Source organism: Brucella pseudogrignonensis (genome assembly GCF_002252525.1).
GTDB lineage: Bacteria > Pseudomonadota > Alphaproteobacteria > Rhizobiales > Rhizobiaceae > Brucella > Brucella pseudogrignonensis.
In genome coordinates, this window is record NZ_NNRM01000040.1 from 1 (window position 1) to 15,149 (window position 15,149).

Here is a 15,149-nt window from a genome sequence, read left to right on the forward strand (position 1 = left end):
TGGCGGAAAACGGTGACGCTTGAAGATGATATCTGATGTCTGTATCGCCAAAATTTACGCCCAAACCGTCAGGCAGGCAACTGTAGCCCAGTTAACGTGACAACACCCCTGTGACAGCTTTGCTAATTTCGGGAAACGCCTCACGAACCCATGCTGTCAACGTTGCACGACCGGGATAGCCCAAAGCGCGCATCGTTGCAGAAACACAACGACCATGCGTGCGGTAGTGCTCAACAGCCACTTCCTTCTGCGCCTGTGTGAACTTCGGCGCTCGGGGCGCAAATCCTAAACGCAGATCGAGATGGTGCTCATATTCCAGGTACCAGCCCTTCAAAGCGTTCTTGCTTGGATAGCCCAACTGGCGAATAGTCGCTTTCGGGCGCTTGCCCAGCTTGATGTAAAGCGCAACTGCTTCCATCCGGTCTTCGTAGGAATACATGAACTACCTCCCTGATAGTCCAAGTTTTCGTCCGCACCCCCACACCATCACTTCTCAGCGGCAATCAACAATCAGCCCTAGCGGAGGACCAGTGCTGGGGCAAAGTCGAAGTTGTCGAGCGCAAAACCCGTCCTAGCGTTAAGTGTGGAACAGTCGGAAAGCTGTCCTTCCGTGAATCGGTGAAAGTATTGGAAACGCGAAATGGATGGGGCCGCGTAACCCATTTTTATGATGCCTCGTGCTCAGGCGGCAAATCCCAGTATGTGGATTCAGGGCGAGCGGTATGTGACAAATCCAATGGCATTGTTGGCGGAAAGTTTGCCGAATGGGTCAAACTTGATGCCTTATCCAAGGAAAGGCCAGCGCAAGCTAAAGCAGGGAATTCTGCTATTGAGCAGGCTCTGAAGGATTCTGATCGATATGATGAACATAAGAATCGCTTCATCGCAGCCGCAGAAGAGCTAATGGCATCAGGTCAGTGCAAAGTGCAGGATTTCATTGATCAAGGCGGCTGGGTGCGTTCCACGCAGAAAAGCAGAGGTGTAGGTATCTACTTCACCTATTGTGACGGAGGTTCGAAGCGCGTTTATCTCGATGTGAACACGGGCAAGGTTTCCACAGAATAGGTTGGTTGGTACCCCCCTCTGTGACAACCAACGTGCCTCTTTTGATATCAGTCAATCAAATACCACAACGCAATTGCAAATTAATCATGATGCATTTCTTGCTAAAACGATCTTATTAGAAACTCCAACGATCTATTGGTTTGAACGTTAGAGTTTCTGATGCAAGATAATATAGTTCAATAAACACTTTGTACGAGATATAAGACAGGTTTATTCTCGACATTGTGTTTCTTGAAGAACCTCCATAGAATCTGGCTGATTCAGATTATCAGCGGTTAGCGTGACAGTTCCGATTTTTACTAATGGTTGGGTCGACTGTTCACCCTTAAATGCCTTGATTCCACGTTCAACAGCCATAACGCCTATTTCTTGTGCTTTTTGGGAGACAATCGCCTGGATTTCACCTGCCTTCATCTGGCTAACCATCGTAGGAGACGCGTCAAACCCAACCACCTTGATATCGCCTAGTCTATCAGCCGCTCTAAGAGCAGCAACTGTTCCTTGGGCTCCGAAATCAGTTGTAGTGAACACTCCCTTAAAATCTTTCTCCTGTTGCATCACAGCTGAAACGATGGATGTGCTTTTCTGGATGTCTGTTCCACCAAATTGCTCATCCAGCACCCTCATGCCCAATTCCTTTGCCTTTTCAGTGAATCCCCGGCCCCGCGCTTCGGTTGTCGATACGCCAGGCTGAAAATTGAGAAGAAGTACAGAGCCCTTTCCACCGGTGAGTTTGTTAAGCTCTTCGGCTGCAGCAACACCGCCTTGATAATCATCGGTTGAAATTTGCGCAACGGTAGACGATGCGTCTTGAAGCGTGGTGTCAACGAGGACTACTTTCGTTCCACTCTCTGCAACCTGCTCGATTGGAACAACCATCGCCACGTCATGTGTTGGCGCAATGAGTAAAATATCTGGTCGAGCTGCCGCAACCGCATTAACGATAGGAATTTGATCGGTCGGGTTGAAGTTTTCCGGCGCTTGAAAGTCTAAAGTAGCATTGTGACGTGCTGCTTCTTTCTTAGCACCGCACATCATAGTGATATAAAACGGATCGCCTTTGACCCCGGCCACCATCGTAATTTTCGGTGAATTCTCCGATGCCCTTGCGTGAAAAGTGCTCGCCAAGGACGCCGCGACAAATGACATAGCTAACAGTTTCGCTACATCCTTGCTCTCAATATTTTTCATTTCAGTTCCCTTTTTGTTATAGAATGGTTCATCTATTTTTAAATTGAATTCATCCGGCAAAGTTGCGCTTACGCCCGTCCAGATAAACGGCAATCACCAACACCAGACCAATTGCAAACTGCTGCCAGAAAGCCTGGATACCGGTAATGACGAAGCCATTTAGCAGAACGACAGGGATTAGAGTTCCTATAACCGTACCAGTAACGGTTCCAATGCCACCCAGCAGGCTGGCACCGCCAAGAACGACAGCTGTGATCACTTTAAGGTTGTCTTCCAAGTGTCCGCCAATTGTGGTCGTGCCAAACCGCGATAGCGACATGACCGAAGCCATCCCTGCAAGCGCACCTGCAATCATGTAAACCTTGACGAGATGACGGTTGACGGAGATCCCCGCTCGTTCAGCAGCTGCTGCGCTTGCACCAATTGCAAGCGTATGGCGACCGAAGCGGGTCTGATTGAGGATAATTGCCATTACGACGGCGGCTAAGCCTGCGAGTACAACCAACCACGGCAGAACGCCGAACAGACGCCCTACACCTAGAGATCGCACGAGCGGAAGCGGAGCCATCAAATCGATACCGTTAGCGATGACCAGGGCGAGACCCATTGCCATGCCGAAACTGCCCAGTGTCGCGATGAGCGGAGATACTTTCGCACGTGTAACAAGCAGGCCATTAACCGCTCCCCATGCCGCACCACTCACAATGCTGACGGCGATTCCGCAGATAATTCCAGCAGTACCTCCAACACTGTTCATCACCAGGCATCCCAGAACGCCGGAGAAGACAAGTACAGCGCCAACTGAGAGATCAATGCCGCCAGTAATGATGACAAACAATTGCCCCAACGCCATAACCATCAATATGCACGCATCTGTCGCAATATTGCGGAAATTGGCCACTGATGCGAAAGACTGCCCTGCGAGCACCGTGAAGCAAGCGATCATCGCAATGAGAATAAGAGTGATCCAGGTCAACTGTCCTGTTGCGAAACGCGAAAATACTCTTGGCGCAGATTTATTAGGCTCACTGATGGGACTTGTGTTGTTCAAAATTGTCTTAATCATTTCGATTTCCAGTTCCTGAGTCGGCCCCGGTCATTGCTGCAACAATGTCTTCCGCCTTGATTTCTTTTGTTTTCAACTGAGCAACACGTCGTCCAAGACGCATTACCTCCACTCTGTCAGAAACCGCCATCACATCAGGCATGCTGTGGCTGATGAGTACGACACCGACGCCGGAGTCGCGTACTCGGCAAATAAGGTCGAGAACGCTCTTCGTTTGAACCACGCCGAGCGCAGCAGTCGGTTCATCCAGAAAAATGATTTTGTTGGCCCAAGCAGCTGCACGGCTTACTGCGACACCTTGGCGTTGGCCGCCGGACATTGATATAATTGGTGAATCTATGTCTTGAATACGGACGCCGAGTTCCTGAAACTTGGTTACAGCCTGACGATGCATTGCTGGTTTATCAAGAAATCCGAGCTTCCCCCAGATCCCCCCTCGGAAAAGCTCTCTACCTAGATAAAGATTGGCGACGGGATCGAGCGTTGGAGCAAGTGCTAGGTCTTGGTAGACGGTTTCAATCCCCCGTTGTCGTGCGCTGATTGGATGAAGATGGCTGACCTCCTCGCCATCAATACTGATTGTCCCCTCGTCGGGAGTGATTACACCCGAAAGTGTTTTGACCAAGGTGCTTTTGCCAGCACCGTTGTCACCTACCAAGGCTACGATTTCGCCGGGAAAGACGGAAAAATCGGCCCCCCTTAAAGCCTGAACTTTACCATAGGTCTTTTTGAGACCTCTGGCCTCTAATAGAGGCATCTGCATATCACATGTTCCTATCTGTCGGCATTAAATCAGTTGGCTCTTCATGGAACGGCTAATGCGTCATTGGCCTGTTGTTGATCTGGCTTCATTGTTGTTCGACAACTAAAAGCTTGTCAACATTTTTCTCAGTATGGCGATATTCGCTCTTGCGTCTTTCCGCACTTCTGATTAGTTGTTGAATGAATTCTTAGTTTATCGACAACATGGAGCACTAAATGCTGAACTTCGATCCAGAACAGTATCTTTCCGTTGAAAAGGGTGCCGTTGCCCTAGCTGACACAATTGATCAGGTTATAGGTCGAGAGTTCGATAATGGGATGCGTAACATCGCTTTTTGGGGCGTAGGGGGCGTAGCGTTCCTGAATATGCCAGCAGTTCGCATGTTGCAGACAATGTCACCTTTCCCGACTATTGCCGATATGGGTGCGGAAGTTGTTCTGACGGATAATGTGAATGTCGGGTCTGGAACTCTTATCGTCTTCACCTCGGTCTCGGGCACAACGAAAGAAGCTGTTGCGGCACTCGACTTTGCTAAAAAAAAGGGAGCGCGTGTTCTGACACTTTGCGGCACTGAGGAAACGCCGCTTGCCGAGCTTGCGGATGTTTCCCTTTTCAATAAGTGCGCTGATCCGACTTCCAGTGAAAACTACTACCTGCAAACGCTCTTCATTGCGTTATCAATTATACGTCGAACGACTGAATACCCACAGTACAAGCGTGTTATTTCAGAGCTCAAGACGCTTCCTGAGTTGCTCGTAGGAGTAAAGCAACAATTTGAAAGTAGAGCCGCTGATTTTGCTGCCGAAATCAAGGATGAGCAGCACCACATAATTACCGGTGCAGGCAATTCATGGTACGAAGCTTGGTATTATGCGATGTGCATTCTTGAAGAGATGCAATGGATCTGGACGCGACCTATTCATGCATCCGACTTCTTTCACGGCACTCTGGAACTTCTTGAAGCCGATACAAGCGTCTGGATTCTCAAGGGTGAAGATTCAACGAGACCGTTGGCGGAGCGGGTCGAAAAGTTCGCGACGACGGTAACGAAGAAAGTTCGGGTTTTCGACAGTCGCGACTTTGCCCTGCCGGGTCTTTCAGAAGACGTACGTGCACTCGTCAGCCCAGTCGTGTTCGCTGCAGCCTTCGAGCGCTTAAGTGTGCATCTGGAAAAGGTCCGCGATCACGACCTGACCACTCGTCGCTATTACAAGAAGGGCAATTTCTAATCTCGCAGTGCTATTCCGTTCGAGTTCAGACCGCGTTCGTCATTATTGGAAGTAGAACAGATGTCAAACAAACTGCCGCCTTCGATCTGCTTGGCAGGAAACCTTAATCTGGATCTCATGATTTCTGGAATAAAGCAGCTTCCTTCCTGGGGTGAGGAACAGTTCGGAACGGAGAGACGGTGCGTCACTGCTGGCCAAGCGGGCTACATGGGTATCGCCGCGGCGCGTCTAGGCAGCAAAGTCTCGATATTAGGCCTTGTTGGCGCTGATAGTGACGGCGTCTTAATCCAGGATGACTTGAGGCGAGAGAATATCGACTGCTCTGGCATACGGGCCGTCGAAGGGCAGGCAACGGGTCTCACTGTTGCGATCATTCGCGAGGACGGTGAACGCTGTTTCGTATCAGAAATCGGCGCGTCATCGGTGTTTAACGTTGATTGTATTCTATCACAGTGGGACCTGGTCGCCAGACATCGAGCACTTGCCATCGTGGGAATCTTTAATACCCCGTCAATAACAATTGGTGGAATTCAGGCCTGTTTCGACAAGGCTCGCGAACAAGGCATCATGACCGTGTTCGACTCAGGATGGGATTCCGGTGGATGGCAGGAGCAGACACGCAAGGACACCATAGAGCTACTATCGAGCGTGGACCTGTTTCTTCCAAATGAAGATGAAGCTTGTGCGATTACACAATTACCTGACGTGCATTCGGCCCTGGGTGTTCTTGCTGAAGCATGTTCCGGTACAGTCGTAATAAAAATGGGCGGCAAAGGCTCAATAGCCCGCGTGGCCGACGAGACTATCATTGTCCCTGCACGACTTGTGAAAAGTGCAAATGCCGTGGGTGCTGGCGACGTCTATGACGCAGCACTCGTTAGTTCACTGCAACTTGGGGCCGAATTCAAGACCGCTATGGAGTTCGCGAGCGATGCCGCAGCATACTATGTGGCGCGCCTTGATGATCGGTTTCCGCGCCCCACCGATATTACATCCCACAACCCACTCTTACAGAAAATGCAGGAGATGAGCCTTTGACGGTCATTGATTTCAGGACTTACCCAGTCCAGGTAAACGAACTATATGAGATAGATCCCAGCCTGAAGGGGCCAGTAAAGGAAATTTTTGGCTTCTATTGTGGCTCTCAGCCCTTGTCTACGCTGATCGGACAGCTGGATGTTGCTGGCATAGACAAGGCAGTTCTGGCCACTATTGACTGCACCACGGCACATGGAGCCGCAGTTGTCCCAAATGAGGTACTCGCGAAACTGGTTGCCAGAAGTGATCGTCTTGTTGGCCTTGCTTCTGTTGATCCTCGGAATCCCTCTGCACCACACCAGCTTGAACACGCTATAGAAAACCTCGGATTGAAAGGGCTTAATCTTGACCCTGCGCTCCAGCAGTTTCAGGTAGCAGATGAAAAGACTGCATTCCCAGTTTATGAAAAGGCAAACCAACTCGGAATATCCGTGACCTTTCAAATGGGTCTCAACTGGGCACCGCTTGCACGTCTTGGTGATGCAAATCCTGTATCCCTTGAACGTGTAGCAACAACGTTCCCTGATCTGCGCATCGTAATTGCTCATTGCGCTTGGCCATATACGATGGAAGCTCTCGCCTTGGCGATCAAGCATCCGAACATATATCTGGATACAGCAATCCTGTACTCAGCTCGGCCTGAATCCTCATTAGCCGCGGTATATGCCAACCAGTATGGCCTCGATGTCATAGAGGCAAGCCTGCGCGAGAAAATTGTTTTCGCTTCAGATTATCCGCGCGTCGATCCAAAGCGCGTCGCTCGTGCAGTCAGAATGCTCGGTCTCAGACCGCTCACGGAAAAAATGATCTTTGGCGAAAATGCTGCAACTCTCTTGAATAGGAAAGCTGCCCAATGAAATCCATTGTAAAGCGCTTAACAATCGACACTAAGGGCGATGTTGAACTTATCAATATCACACCTATTGTGAAAGACGTTGTAACATCGGCTGGTGTGTCGGACGGTATCGTTTACGTGACGACCATGCACACCACAAGCGGCATAACCGTCAATGAAGGGTTACCCGATGTCGAGGCTGATCTCCTTACAATGCTTGAGAATACCGCATCGGAATTCGGCGACTATCGCCATCAGCGGTTTCTACCCAGTGATGGTCAGATGGCAGTGAATTCTTGCTCGCATCAGCGCAGCCTGCTGACAGGAATGCAGGTGGCATTTCCAATCGAAAATGGGGCTATGGTCATGGGCGAGCGGCAAACGATCTATTTTGCCGAATTCGATGGCCCTTTGCATCGCAAGTATGTGGTGCATGTTCTGGGTATCTGAGAGGCTTTATTCGGGCTATAGGTTGAATTGTATAGATTAAACAGCGAAGAAGACGCATTTGAAACTTGCGTCTTCAATCGGGACCGAAACAATGAACTTGAAACTTGTGCCGTCCAAGGAAAATACAGCCGAAAGACTGCGGGACGAAATTCTGCGCATGCTTGACGGCTTGGTGCCAGGTGATCAGCTTCCGACAGAACAAAAACTGTCGGAAACGATTGGCGCATCGCGTTCCATTATCCGTGAGGCGCTCAAATTACTTGAAAATGACGGTATTGTAACCGCAATTCAAGGCAAAGGACGTTTTCTATCGGCTGTTGGCGGTCTGCGTGTTGAACGACCAGTAACCGAGTATGAAAGCGTCACTGAGATGCTGGAGAATCTTGGTTATCGTGTGACAAACCTTGTCCTCGATATTTCCGAAGCTGAAGCATCTGAAGTGGAGGCTAGAGCCTTGGGTCTTGCGCCTGGAGCAGCAATCTTACGTCTTGTAAGGCTTCGCTGCGGCGATGATGAGCCACTCGTTTTCGAGATCGATGCAGTGCCAAGAGATACCCTGCCCGGCCCAACTGCCTACCGTGACTGGAGTGGCTCTCTGACAAAAATCCTGGAATTTCATGGGAAAAAGGTGGAGAGTTCAATTGCTCGTATAACCGCAGCCAATTTACCTGGCGATTATGCCGAACGGTTCAATTTATCTGGGCTTTATCCGTGGCTTCTGGTCGAAGAAACATGTATTACTCCGGAAGGGGAACGCGTTATTTTCTCGTCAGGATATCACCGAGGCTCTGAAATTGGTTTCAACGTATTGCGTCGGCGCAGTAATTAGGGCGTCGGGTTAAGTTTGAGAAACAAGAAGGGTTCCCTCGATCCGATTTTGCTGATTCAAGAGTGAGATGGCGGTCTGGTTAATCCCTTTCGGCATAACGCATTTGCCGTTATGCCCCCCTGATACTCCCAAACTCGCAAACATCTCAGGGGAGCAAGTCCTGAGCCCGACCCCTGGCACCAAGATCAGACATGGTGTTATGCGATTTTAACATGAACTTGGCCGTTAGATGATCTGGAGAAATACTTTCACATCAGGTACTCATAAGAAATAAAATAATAAGGGGAAGTAATATGTTGGGATTTGATTTTACCGCGATCATTTAAAGTACCGTTAAAACTGTCTTTTTTGGAAATCTAGAAGTTTCCGAATGGCTGACGTCTGCAGGAAGTTTTCCTAGGTATCAGACGTAAGCAGCCACAATCACTGCAGGTACGCTGAAGTGATCCGCTTACTATTTCGACGAGTGATTGTTAACCGAAGAGAACTCTCACATCTATAAGCTCCAGTAAGAGTATATTTCATGAACAGAGTAAACACGGTACTGCAAGCTGAATTTGACCAGAACGTTGACCGCTCGAAGATGCAGGTTTCCAAAACCGATGTCGCCCTTGAAATTAGCGATATGCATAAGTGGTATGGTGAGTTTCACGTTTTGCGGGACATCAACCTGAAGGTCATGCGCGGCGAGCGCATCGTTGTGGCGGGGCCTTCTGGCTCGGGCAAATCGACCATGATTCGCTGCATCAACCGCCTGGAAGAACACCAGAAGGGCAAGATCGTCGTCGACAACATCGAACTGACCAACGACCTCAAGAAGATCGATGAAGTGCGTCGTGAAGTTGGCATGGTGTTCCAGCACTTCAATCTCTTCCCGCATCTGACCATTCTGGAAAACTGCACGCTTGCGCCGATCTGGGTTCGCAAGATGCCGAAGAAACGGGCGGAAGAAATCGCCATGCACTATCTGGCCCGCGTGAAGATTCCGGAACAGGCCAACAAATATCCGGGCCAGCTTTCGGGCGGCCAGCAGCAGCGCGTGGCGATTGCCCGTGCATTGTGCATGAACCCGAAAGTCATGCTGTTCGACGAACCGACATCGGCTCTCGACCCGGAAATGGTGAAAGAAGTGCTCGATACGATGGTGAGCCTCGCTGCCGAAGGCATGACTATGATCTGCGTGACGCACGAAATGGGCTTTGCCCGTCAGGTTGCCAACCGAGTAATCTTCATGGATCAGGGCCAGATCGTTGAACAGAACTCACCGGACCAATTCTTCGACAATCCGCAGCATGAACGCACCAAGCTGTTTCTGAGCCAGATCCTGCACTGAAGCTTCTGGGGGATGTACAGTAAAAGGGGTATCCGATGAAGTACGTTATTATGGCATCATTATCAATGTTTTTGCTAACAGGTACAGCATTGGCTGGGTCAACCCTTGATCGGGTTAACGAGAAAAAAGAAATGGTCGGGGCTACAAATGTGGTTTGGCCACCACAAGGGTTTCTAGACGAGAATAACATACTTGTCGGATTTGATATCGATGTTGCTACTGAAATAGCCAAACGTCTTGGTGTCAACGTGCGCTTTGAGACACCAGGATGGGCCACGATGACCGATGGGCAGTTGTAGGGTCGATATGATAAGGGTGTTGGATCCGTCGCACCAAAAACAGTAGGTGCCGAAGTCATAGATTTTGAAGTGAATCTACTACTACAGCCAGTTTTCTGCATCATCCGTCCTATGACTTTAATGATGACGTCATCAGAGTCGGCAGCACAATTTGGACAACACTGGTAGGAAGTTATCTTTGTGCATAACCACAATTTTTTTCAATACGATACCTGCCCATATCGAAGTGCAGTCCCTCTTCTGATCGCGGCAAATACTTGTTTTCTATGCAATATAATCATCAAACTGGCAACTAATTCCAGTGCCAGTAGTACTACGAGGAGGAATGAAAAGATGAAACTGATGTTATCCGCCTTGCTAACCGCAGGCATGGTTCTAGCGGCGGGAGTTTCAGCTTACGCTGGCGAAACACTCGACCGAGTGATGTCTAAAAAGGTGATGGTTGTAGCCACAAACGCGAGCTGGCCGCCCCAAGGTTTTTTGGATGATTCCAATAACCTGGTTGGGTTTGATATTGATGTATCGAATGAAATTGGCAAAAGGCTAGGTGTAGAAGTAAAATTCGAAACTCCGGACTTTGCGACTATTAGTGGCGGTCGGTGGCAAGGACGCTACGATGTAGGCGTTGGTTCTGTTACTCCGACAAAAGCGCGATCCCAAGTGGTTAGCTTTGCTGGAATTTATTACTACAGCCCGTACGTATATGTAATTCATAAAGACAGCGACGCAAAGTCGGTGGCAGATCTGAATGGCAAGATTATTGGTGTCGAAACAGCGACAACTTCGGAGGACTATATCCGCCGTCAGCTTGAAATCGACGCACCGGGTATGCCTCCGATTGAATACAAACTGGAACCTGGTGAAATCCGGACATATGCCGATTCCATGTTACCCTTCGATGACTTGCGATTGGGGAATGGTGTCCGGCTTGACGCCATCATCGCTCCTGAGCAGACCGCGCAGAACGCTATCAAGAATGGATATCCAGTCAAGATCATAGAAGGCGAGTATGCCTTTAGGGAACCTCTGGTCGCAGTGGCGGAGAAAACCGACCCTGAGTGGAGCGCCAAACTTGGTGAAGTCATCGGGCAGATGAAGAGCGATGGAACTTTGGCAGCACTCACTTCAAAGTGGTACGGCAAAGATTATAGCGCCGACTGACATCTTCTAACAACCGTGTGAGCCGTATAGGTCGGCTCACACGGTTATACATATTCCGGTGTATCAATGAGCTATCCCAACACTTATTACAGTCAGACTAAAGCCGAAGATCTGGTACGGACCAGCATTGATAGTGAGCATTTTGCCGACGTAACGATAATTGGTGGGGGGCTGGCAGGGTTAACGGCTGGCCTAGAACTATCCAAGTCTGGCAAAAAAGTGATTATATTGGAAGCTGAAAGCATAGGATTTGGCGCGTCAGGACGAAATGGCGGGTTTGTCACGCCGGGCTTTGCCGCTGGAGATGAGATTATTACCAGACATGCTGGGCATGATGCCGCCCAAGCACTTCATAGACTGTCAATCGAGGGTGTCGAAATCGTTAGACAAAACATACTCGGTCTCGGAATTGACGAAGCAGAGCTTTCTCCAGGCATCATGAGTGCGCGGCGCTATGACGATGGTGACATTCTGAAGCATTACACCGAGCGTTTGAACCGTGAATATAACTATACCGTTGAATTTCTTCCAACAGATCAAACGCGCACTGTTTTGAAATCACGAAGGTATTTTCAGTCTGTTCGTGATTTAAACGCCTTTCACATACATCCGTTGAACTATCTGCGCGCTCTTGCGCGCGAGATCGAGAGGCTTGGTGGCTTGATATTTGAGAACAGCCGCGTGCTACAACTGAAAGATCACAGCGACGGAAAGATCGTCAATACCGCACAGGGATCGATCAAAAGCGGTGTCGTGCTTATAACTACAGGTGGTTATACAGACGGGTTAATCCCCAAATTGAAACGTTCTTTTCTACCGATTGCGACGTATGTGATGATCAGCGAAGATGCACCAGAGCTAATAGCATCTGCAGTTGGTACAAGTTGTGGTATTGGAGACAATCGTCGTGCGGGAGACTATTATCGAGTCGTTGATAATGGGCGCAGACTTTTGTGGGGCGGGCGGATTACGACGCGAGCGGCAGATACTCCGGGCGTTGTTCATGAACTACGAAATGAGATGGTAGGAACCTATCCGCAGCTCGCCTCCCTAAAGACAGAGCTCGCATGGTCTGGACTGATGTCCTATGCGCGTCATCAAATGCCACAAATTGGAAAACTTGATCCTGCAACTTGGTATTGTACAGCTTTCGGTGGTCACGGGCTTAACACAACTGCAGTCGGCGGTAAAATTGTAGCGGAGGCGATATCCGCACAAAGTGATCGCTACCGCTTGTTCGAAAAATTCGGACTTGTCTGGGCTGGTGGCGGTGCTGGTCTGGTCGCGGCGCAACTGACCTATTGGAAATTGCAAATGCAGGATTGGTTGGTTGAGCGTCAGATCGGCTGAGGAGAGAAGTATGATTGGAAGTTTTTTCTTAACACGTCCAGAACTGGCGAAGCGTCTGTTCCAGACTGCGTTTTTTTTAGTCCTGGTGACATTGCTGTGCTCTATCAATTTTCATTTTTCCGGCGTAACAGCTTGGCTTTCTATTGATCCCAAACTGGCGAAAACAACCTTTACGGCGTCAACGTTTCTTTCGTCAGTACTTCTCGTGATAGTTCTTTTTGCGAACTGGTATTCGTTAAAGTTGCTACCAAGAAGCGTACAGGTGGCCGCAATATGGGTGGAATTGTTCATTCTGCTCATGATATTCTTTTATTCCTTCAATCTATCTTTTAACTTTATATTCCGAAAGATAGGTTTTCTGATTACTCAGGGTGTGGTGACTACCCTTTATATCTCGGCAGCTGCAATCTTTTTTGCAACGATCATTGCGTTGATTGGTGCTGTGGCAAAATTGTCGAAGAATGGCCTTATTTACGGATTGGCAACGTTTTATACCTCTTTGTTTCGTGGTCTTCCTCTTCTAATGCAGATCTATATTATTTATCTAGGTCTACCACAGATCGGTTATGTGATCGGCCCTATCCCCGCTGGCATACTTGCGCTTTCTCTTTGCTACGGCGCATACATGACAGAGGTTTTTCGCGCGGGCATTGAGAGTATCTCTGCCGGACAGCGTGAAGGAGCTGCAGCACTAGGGCTTAGCCCGGCCCAGACCATGTGGTTAGTTATCCTTCCGCAAGCCATGCGCATCATAATTCCGCCGACCGGAAACCAGTTCATCGCTATGCTCAAGGATTCCTCGCTCGTGTCGGTTATTGGTGTCTGGGAACTCATGTATCTCGCCCGTACCCAGGGGCAAACAGAGTTCAGGCATATTGAGATGCTGATCACAGCCTCAATGATTTACTGGATGCTTTCCATCGGTCTCGAGTTTGGTCAGGCCAAGCTGGAGGCTCACTTTAAGCGATCACTCCGACGTTGACGAACGTTTCTTTACGCGGCTGATCCCCAGTTGGAGATCAGCCGAAAAATCAATAGGTTGTGTAATTGTTGTCGAACTGAAAAATTTATCCTTAAACCCATAGTAGTGTCTGCGCATTTAACAGCGATATTAATCTCCATGGCGAGTATAGAAGTCCTTAACGGACGACACAATCTTACTGGCGTGTTTCTGATGTTGGCTGCAATGTCAGTCGTGCCCTTTATCGATGTACTGGCAAAAAAGCTTGTAACTGATGGAATTCCGGCATTACAGATTGTATATCTCAGAATGCTATGCGGTACGATCCTCCTCCTTCCAATGATGCTTTCAACGCATCGTAAAGAAATTGCACCTCCGCAAGGCTGGACAAATGCATTCCTTCTTGGGTTTTTCAATTTTGCCACCGGCGCCTGTTTTTTTGGTGCGTTAGGATACCTGTCTATTGCCGATACTGCTGCTATCAGCTTCGTACAACCACTATTTGTTACAATTCTTTCCAGGCTGTTTCTCACTGAGCAGGTTGGCTTGCAACGCTGGATTGCCTTGTTTGTAGGGTTTGGTGCCACGCTTCTAGTTATCAGGCCGTCCATGAATTCCATCAGTCTCGGAACTATCTTAGCGCTAGGCTCCGGCCTGTCGATGGCATGTTACGTAATCTTGGTAAAACAAGTAACACGTAGTGGTACACATGCTTCTGCTGTTGCCTTAACTTTTCAAACACACTTTACTGCATGTGTTGTCGCTACACCCTTGATGTTTTCGTTGTGGCATAATCTCTCGAATGAGCAATGGACCATGGCGATTAGTCTCACCTTGATTGGACTTGTTGGACAATATTTGATTATCAATGCGTACAGGTATGGAGAGGCTTCGTTTGTGGCACCGATTGCATATACAGAGATAATAACCTCCACGATTGCAAGTTGGTATTTCTTCAAACAAGTCCCTGACATTATTACGTTTGTAGGAGTTGCGGTTCTAATTGGGAGTTCGATTTATCTGGCAAAGCAGTACACCCCGAGAAAAATCTCGTAGAACGGTTGCCCTCTACGCTTGAACGAAACCGATAACATCGCGATTGTTATCGCCCTCCCATTCTTCCGTGTACTCCAATTGCATCATGTTGTCCGAAACTTGGCTCATAGTTCTGCAAGCCGCATTCGCATAGCTTGAGAAGGCCATCATTGTAATGGCCGTCGATATCAATAGTTTCTTCATGTTGCCCCCTTGTTATCTGCTGTATCGGCTTTCCAGATTTGATAGATCGCTTTGCGTCGTTCAAAGGCCTCCGGCCCGCCTTCCATGATAGATATAACACTCGCCTGGCAGGCCCTGTCATCGATGTTACCAACCGATATGACGATTTCATCGTCGCTGGCACTGCAGGTGGTGATAGTCTCCGCATCGCCTAGAACCGGAAAGTTTGCATTATGGGTTGCGAATATGAATTGCTGTTTTGGCTTCAAATTCCGAAGAAGCTTCACCACTTCCTCGTACACAGTCTGACTATCAAGGGTACCCATGCGCCGAAGACCGCTGGATTTTCTAGCGCGCGCAA

The 15,149-nt window shown here is 48.9% G+C and carries 14 protein-coding genes and 3 pseudogenes; 12 read left to right on the plus strand and 5 right to left on the minus strand.

The window, feature by feature from the left end; genetic code table 11:
- Nucleotides 1-106: 106 nt before the first annotated feature.
- Nucleotides 107-439: pseudogene (locus CEV34_RS17765) on the minus strand (IS3 family transposase); the annotation flags it as partial.
- A 179-nt stretch (nt 440-618) separates the two neighbouring features.
- Between CEV34_RS17765 and CEV34_RS17770 the strand changes: the two are divergent.
- Entirely contained in the window at nt 619-1,065 is a 447-nt protein-coding gene (locus tag CEV34_RS17770) for a hypothetical protein (RefSeq protein WP_143853432.1), read from the plus strand.
- Between the two features lie 210 nt (nt 1,066-1,275).
- On the opposite strand, the gene CEV34_RS17775 is transcribed toward CEV34_RS17770, so the two are convergent.
- The 3 genes from CEV34_RS17775 to CEV34_RS17785 are packed head-to-tail and all read right to left on the minus strand — an operon-like array spanning nt 1,276 to nt 4,085.
- On the minus strand, nt 1,276-2,349 hold the full coding sequence (locus CEV34_RS17775) for an ABC transporter substrate-binding protein (protein WP_143853434.1): 1,074 nt from the start codon (nt 2,347-2,349) through the stop codon (nt 1,276-1,278).
- Complete coding sequence (locus CEV34_RS17780; RefSeq protein ID WP_094544192.1) at nt 2,306-3,322, minus strand: ABC transporter permease; 1,017 nt, start codon at nt 3,320-3,322, stop codon at nt 2,306-2,308. Before CEV34_RS17780 ends, CEV34_RS17775 begins: the two co-directional genes overlap by 44 nt.
- Nucleotides 3,315-4,085 (minus strand): ATP-binding cassette domain-containing protein, encoded by a 771-nt coding sequence (locus CEV34_RS17785; RefSeq protein ID WP_094544193.1) that lies wholly within the window; start codon nt 4,083-4,085, stop codon nt 3,315-3,317. Before CEV34_RS17785 ends, CEV34_RS17780 begins: the two co-directional genes overlap by 8 nt.
- Before the next feature lie 215 nt (nt 4,086-4,300).
- Here CEV34_RS17785 and CEV34_RS17790 point away from each other — a divergent pair, with 215 nt between their 5' ends.
- The 11 genes and pseudogenes from CEV34_RS17790 to CEV34_RS17840 all read left to right on the plus strand — a co-directional run bounded on the left by CEV34_RS17790 (nt 4,301) and on the right by CEV34_RS17840 (nt 14,626).
- Nucleotides 4,301-5,314 (plus strand): SIS domain-containing protein, encoded by a 1,014-nt coding sequence (locus tag CEV34_RS17790; RefSeq protein ID WP_094544194.1) that lies wholly within the window; start codon nt 4,301-4,303, stop codon nt 5,312-5,314.
- Between the two features lie 60 nt (nt 5,315-5,374).
- Nucleotides 5,375-6,352, plus strand: coding sequence for a carbohydrate kinase family protein (locus CEV34_RS17795; RefSeq protein ID WP_094544195.1), 978 nt, complete (start codon nt 5,375-5,377; stop codon nt 6,350-6,352).
- Nucleotides 6,349-7,209 (plus strand): amidohydrolase family protein, encoded by an 861-nt coding sequence (locus tag CEV34_RS17800; RefSeq protein WP_179253584.1) that lies wholly within the window; start codon nt 6,349-6,351, stop codon nt 7,207-7,209. Before CEV34_RS17795 ends, CEV34_RS17800 begins: the two co-directional genes overlap by 4 nt.
- Entirely contained in the window at nt 7,206-7,637 is a 432-nt protein-coding gene (locus CEV34_RS17805) for a secondary thiamine-phosphate synthase enzyme YjbQ (RefSeq protein ID WP_094544197.1), read from the plus strand. The genes CEV34_RS17800 and CEV34_RS17805 overlap by 4 nt, the downstream gene beginning before the upstream one ends.
- Before the next feature lie 91 nt (nt 7,638-7,728).
- On the plus strand, nt 7,729-8,466 hold the full coding sequence (locus tag CEV34_RS17810) for a GntR family transcriptional regulator (protein WP_094544198.1): 738 nt from the start codon (nt 7,729-7,731) through the stop codon (nt 8,464-8,466).
- Nucleotides 8,467-8,989: 523 nt separating this feature from the next.
- A complete protein-coding gene (locus tag CEV34_RS17815) occupies nt 8,990-9,799 on the plus strand; it encodes an amino acid ABC transporter ATP-binding protein (protein ID WP_179253586.1) in 810 nt (269 codons plus the stop codon).
- Between the two features lie 35 nt (nt 9,800-9,834).
- Nucleotides 9,835-10,192 (plus strand): annotated as a pseudogene (locus CEV34_RS17820) (transporter substrate-binding domain-containing protein); the annotation flags it as partial.
- A 239-nt stretch (nt 10,193-10,431) separates the two neighbouring features.
- Nucleotides 10,432-11,259: a transporter substrate-binding domain-containing protein gene (locus tag CEV34_RS17825; protein WP_094544199.1), complete on the plus strand. Its 828-nt coding sequence runs from the start codon at nt 10,432-10,434 to the stop codon at nt 11,257-11,259.
- A 66-nt stretch (nt 11,260-11,325) separates the two neighbouring features.
- A complete protein-coding gene (locus CEV34_RS17830) occupies nt 11,326-12,609 on the plus strand; it encodes an NAD(P)/FAD-dependent oxidoreductase (protein WP_094544200.1) in 1,284 nt (427 codons plus the stop codon).
- 10 nt (nt 12,610-12,619) lie between these two features.
- The gene (locus tag CEV34_RS17835; RefSeq protein WP_094544201.1) at nt 12,620-13,591 is read left to right on the plus strand and encodes an amino acid ABC transporter permease; all 972 of its coding nucleotides are present in this window, start codon (nt 12,620-12,622) and stop codon (nt 13,589-13,591) included.
- A gap of 138 nt (nt 13,592-13,729) precedes the next feature.
- A complete protein-coding gene (locus tag CEV34_RS17840; RefSeq protein ID WP_143853436.1) occupies nt 13,730-14,626 on the plus strand; it encodes a DMT family transporter in 897 nt (298 codons plus the stop codon).
- A 179-nt stretch (nt 14,627-14,805) separates the two neighbouring features.
- On the opposite strand, the pseudogene CEV34_RS17845 reads toward CEV34_RS17840, so the two are convergent.
- Nucleotides 14,806-15,149: pseudogene (locus CEV34_RS17845) on the minus strand (hypothetical protein); the annotation flags it as partial.

Excerpts from the sequence above, each read along its gene's own strand:
- CEV34_RS17795 (WP_094544195.1), top strand. The coding sequence starts at position 5,375 with ATGTCAAACAAACTGCCGCCTTCGATCTGCTTGGCAGGAAACCTTAAT.
- CEV34_RS17805 (WP_094544197.1), top strand. The coding sequence starts at position 7,206 with ATGAAATCCATTGTAAAGCGCTTAACAATCGACACTAAGGGCGATGTT.
- CEV34_RS17840 (WP_143853436.1), top strand. The coding sequence starts at position 13,730 with ATGGCGAGTATAGAAGTCCTTAACGGACGACACAATCTTACTGGCGTG.
- CEV34_RS17785 (WP_094544193.1), bottom strand. The coding sequence starts at position 4,085 with ATGCAGATGCCTCTATTAGAGGCCAGAGGTCTCAAAAAGACCTATGGT.
- CEV34_RS17830 (WP_094544200.1), top strand. The coding sequence starts at position 11,326 with ATGAGCTATCCCAACACTTATTACAGTCAGACTAAAGCCGAAGATCTG.
- CEV34_RS17780 (WP_094544192.1), bottom strand. The coding sequence starts at position 3,322 with ATGATTAAGACAATTTTGAACAACACAAGTCCCATCAGTGAGCCTAAT.
- CEV34_RS17810 (WP_094544198.1), top strand. The coding sequence starts at position 7,729 with ATGAACTTGAAACTTGTGCCGTCCAAGGAAAATACAGCCGAAAGACTG.
- CEV34_RS17815 (WP_179253586.1), top strand. The coding sequence starts at position 8,990 with ATGAACAGAGTAAACACGGTACTGCAAGCTGAATTTGACCAGAACGTT.
- CEV34_RS17835 (WP_094544201.1), top strand. The coding sequence starts at position 12,620 with ATGATTGGAAGTTTTTTCTTAACACGTCCAGAACTGGCGAAGCGTCTG.
- CEV34_RS17790 (WP_094544194.1), top strand. The coding sequence starts at position 4,301 with ATGCTGAACTTCGATCCAGAACAGTATCTTTCCGTTGAAAAGGGTGCC.
- CEV34_RS17825 (WP_094544199.1), top strand. The coding sequence starts at position 10,432 with ATGAAACTGATGTTATCCGCCTTGCTAACCGCAGGCATGGTTCTAGCG.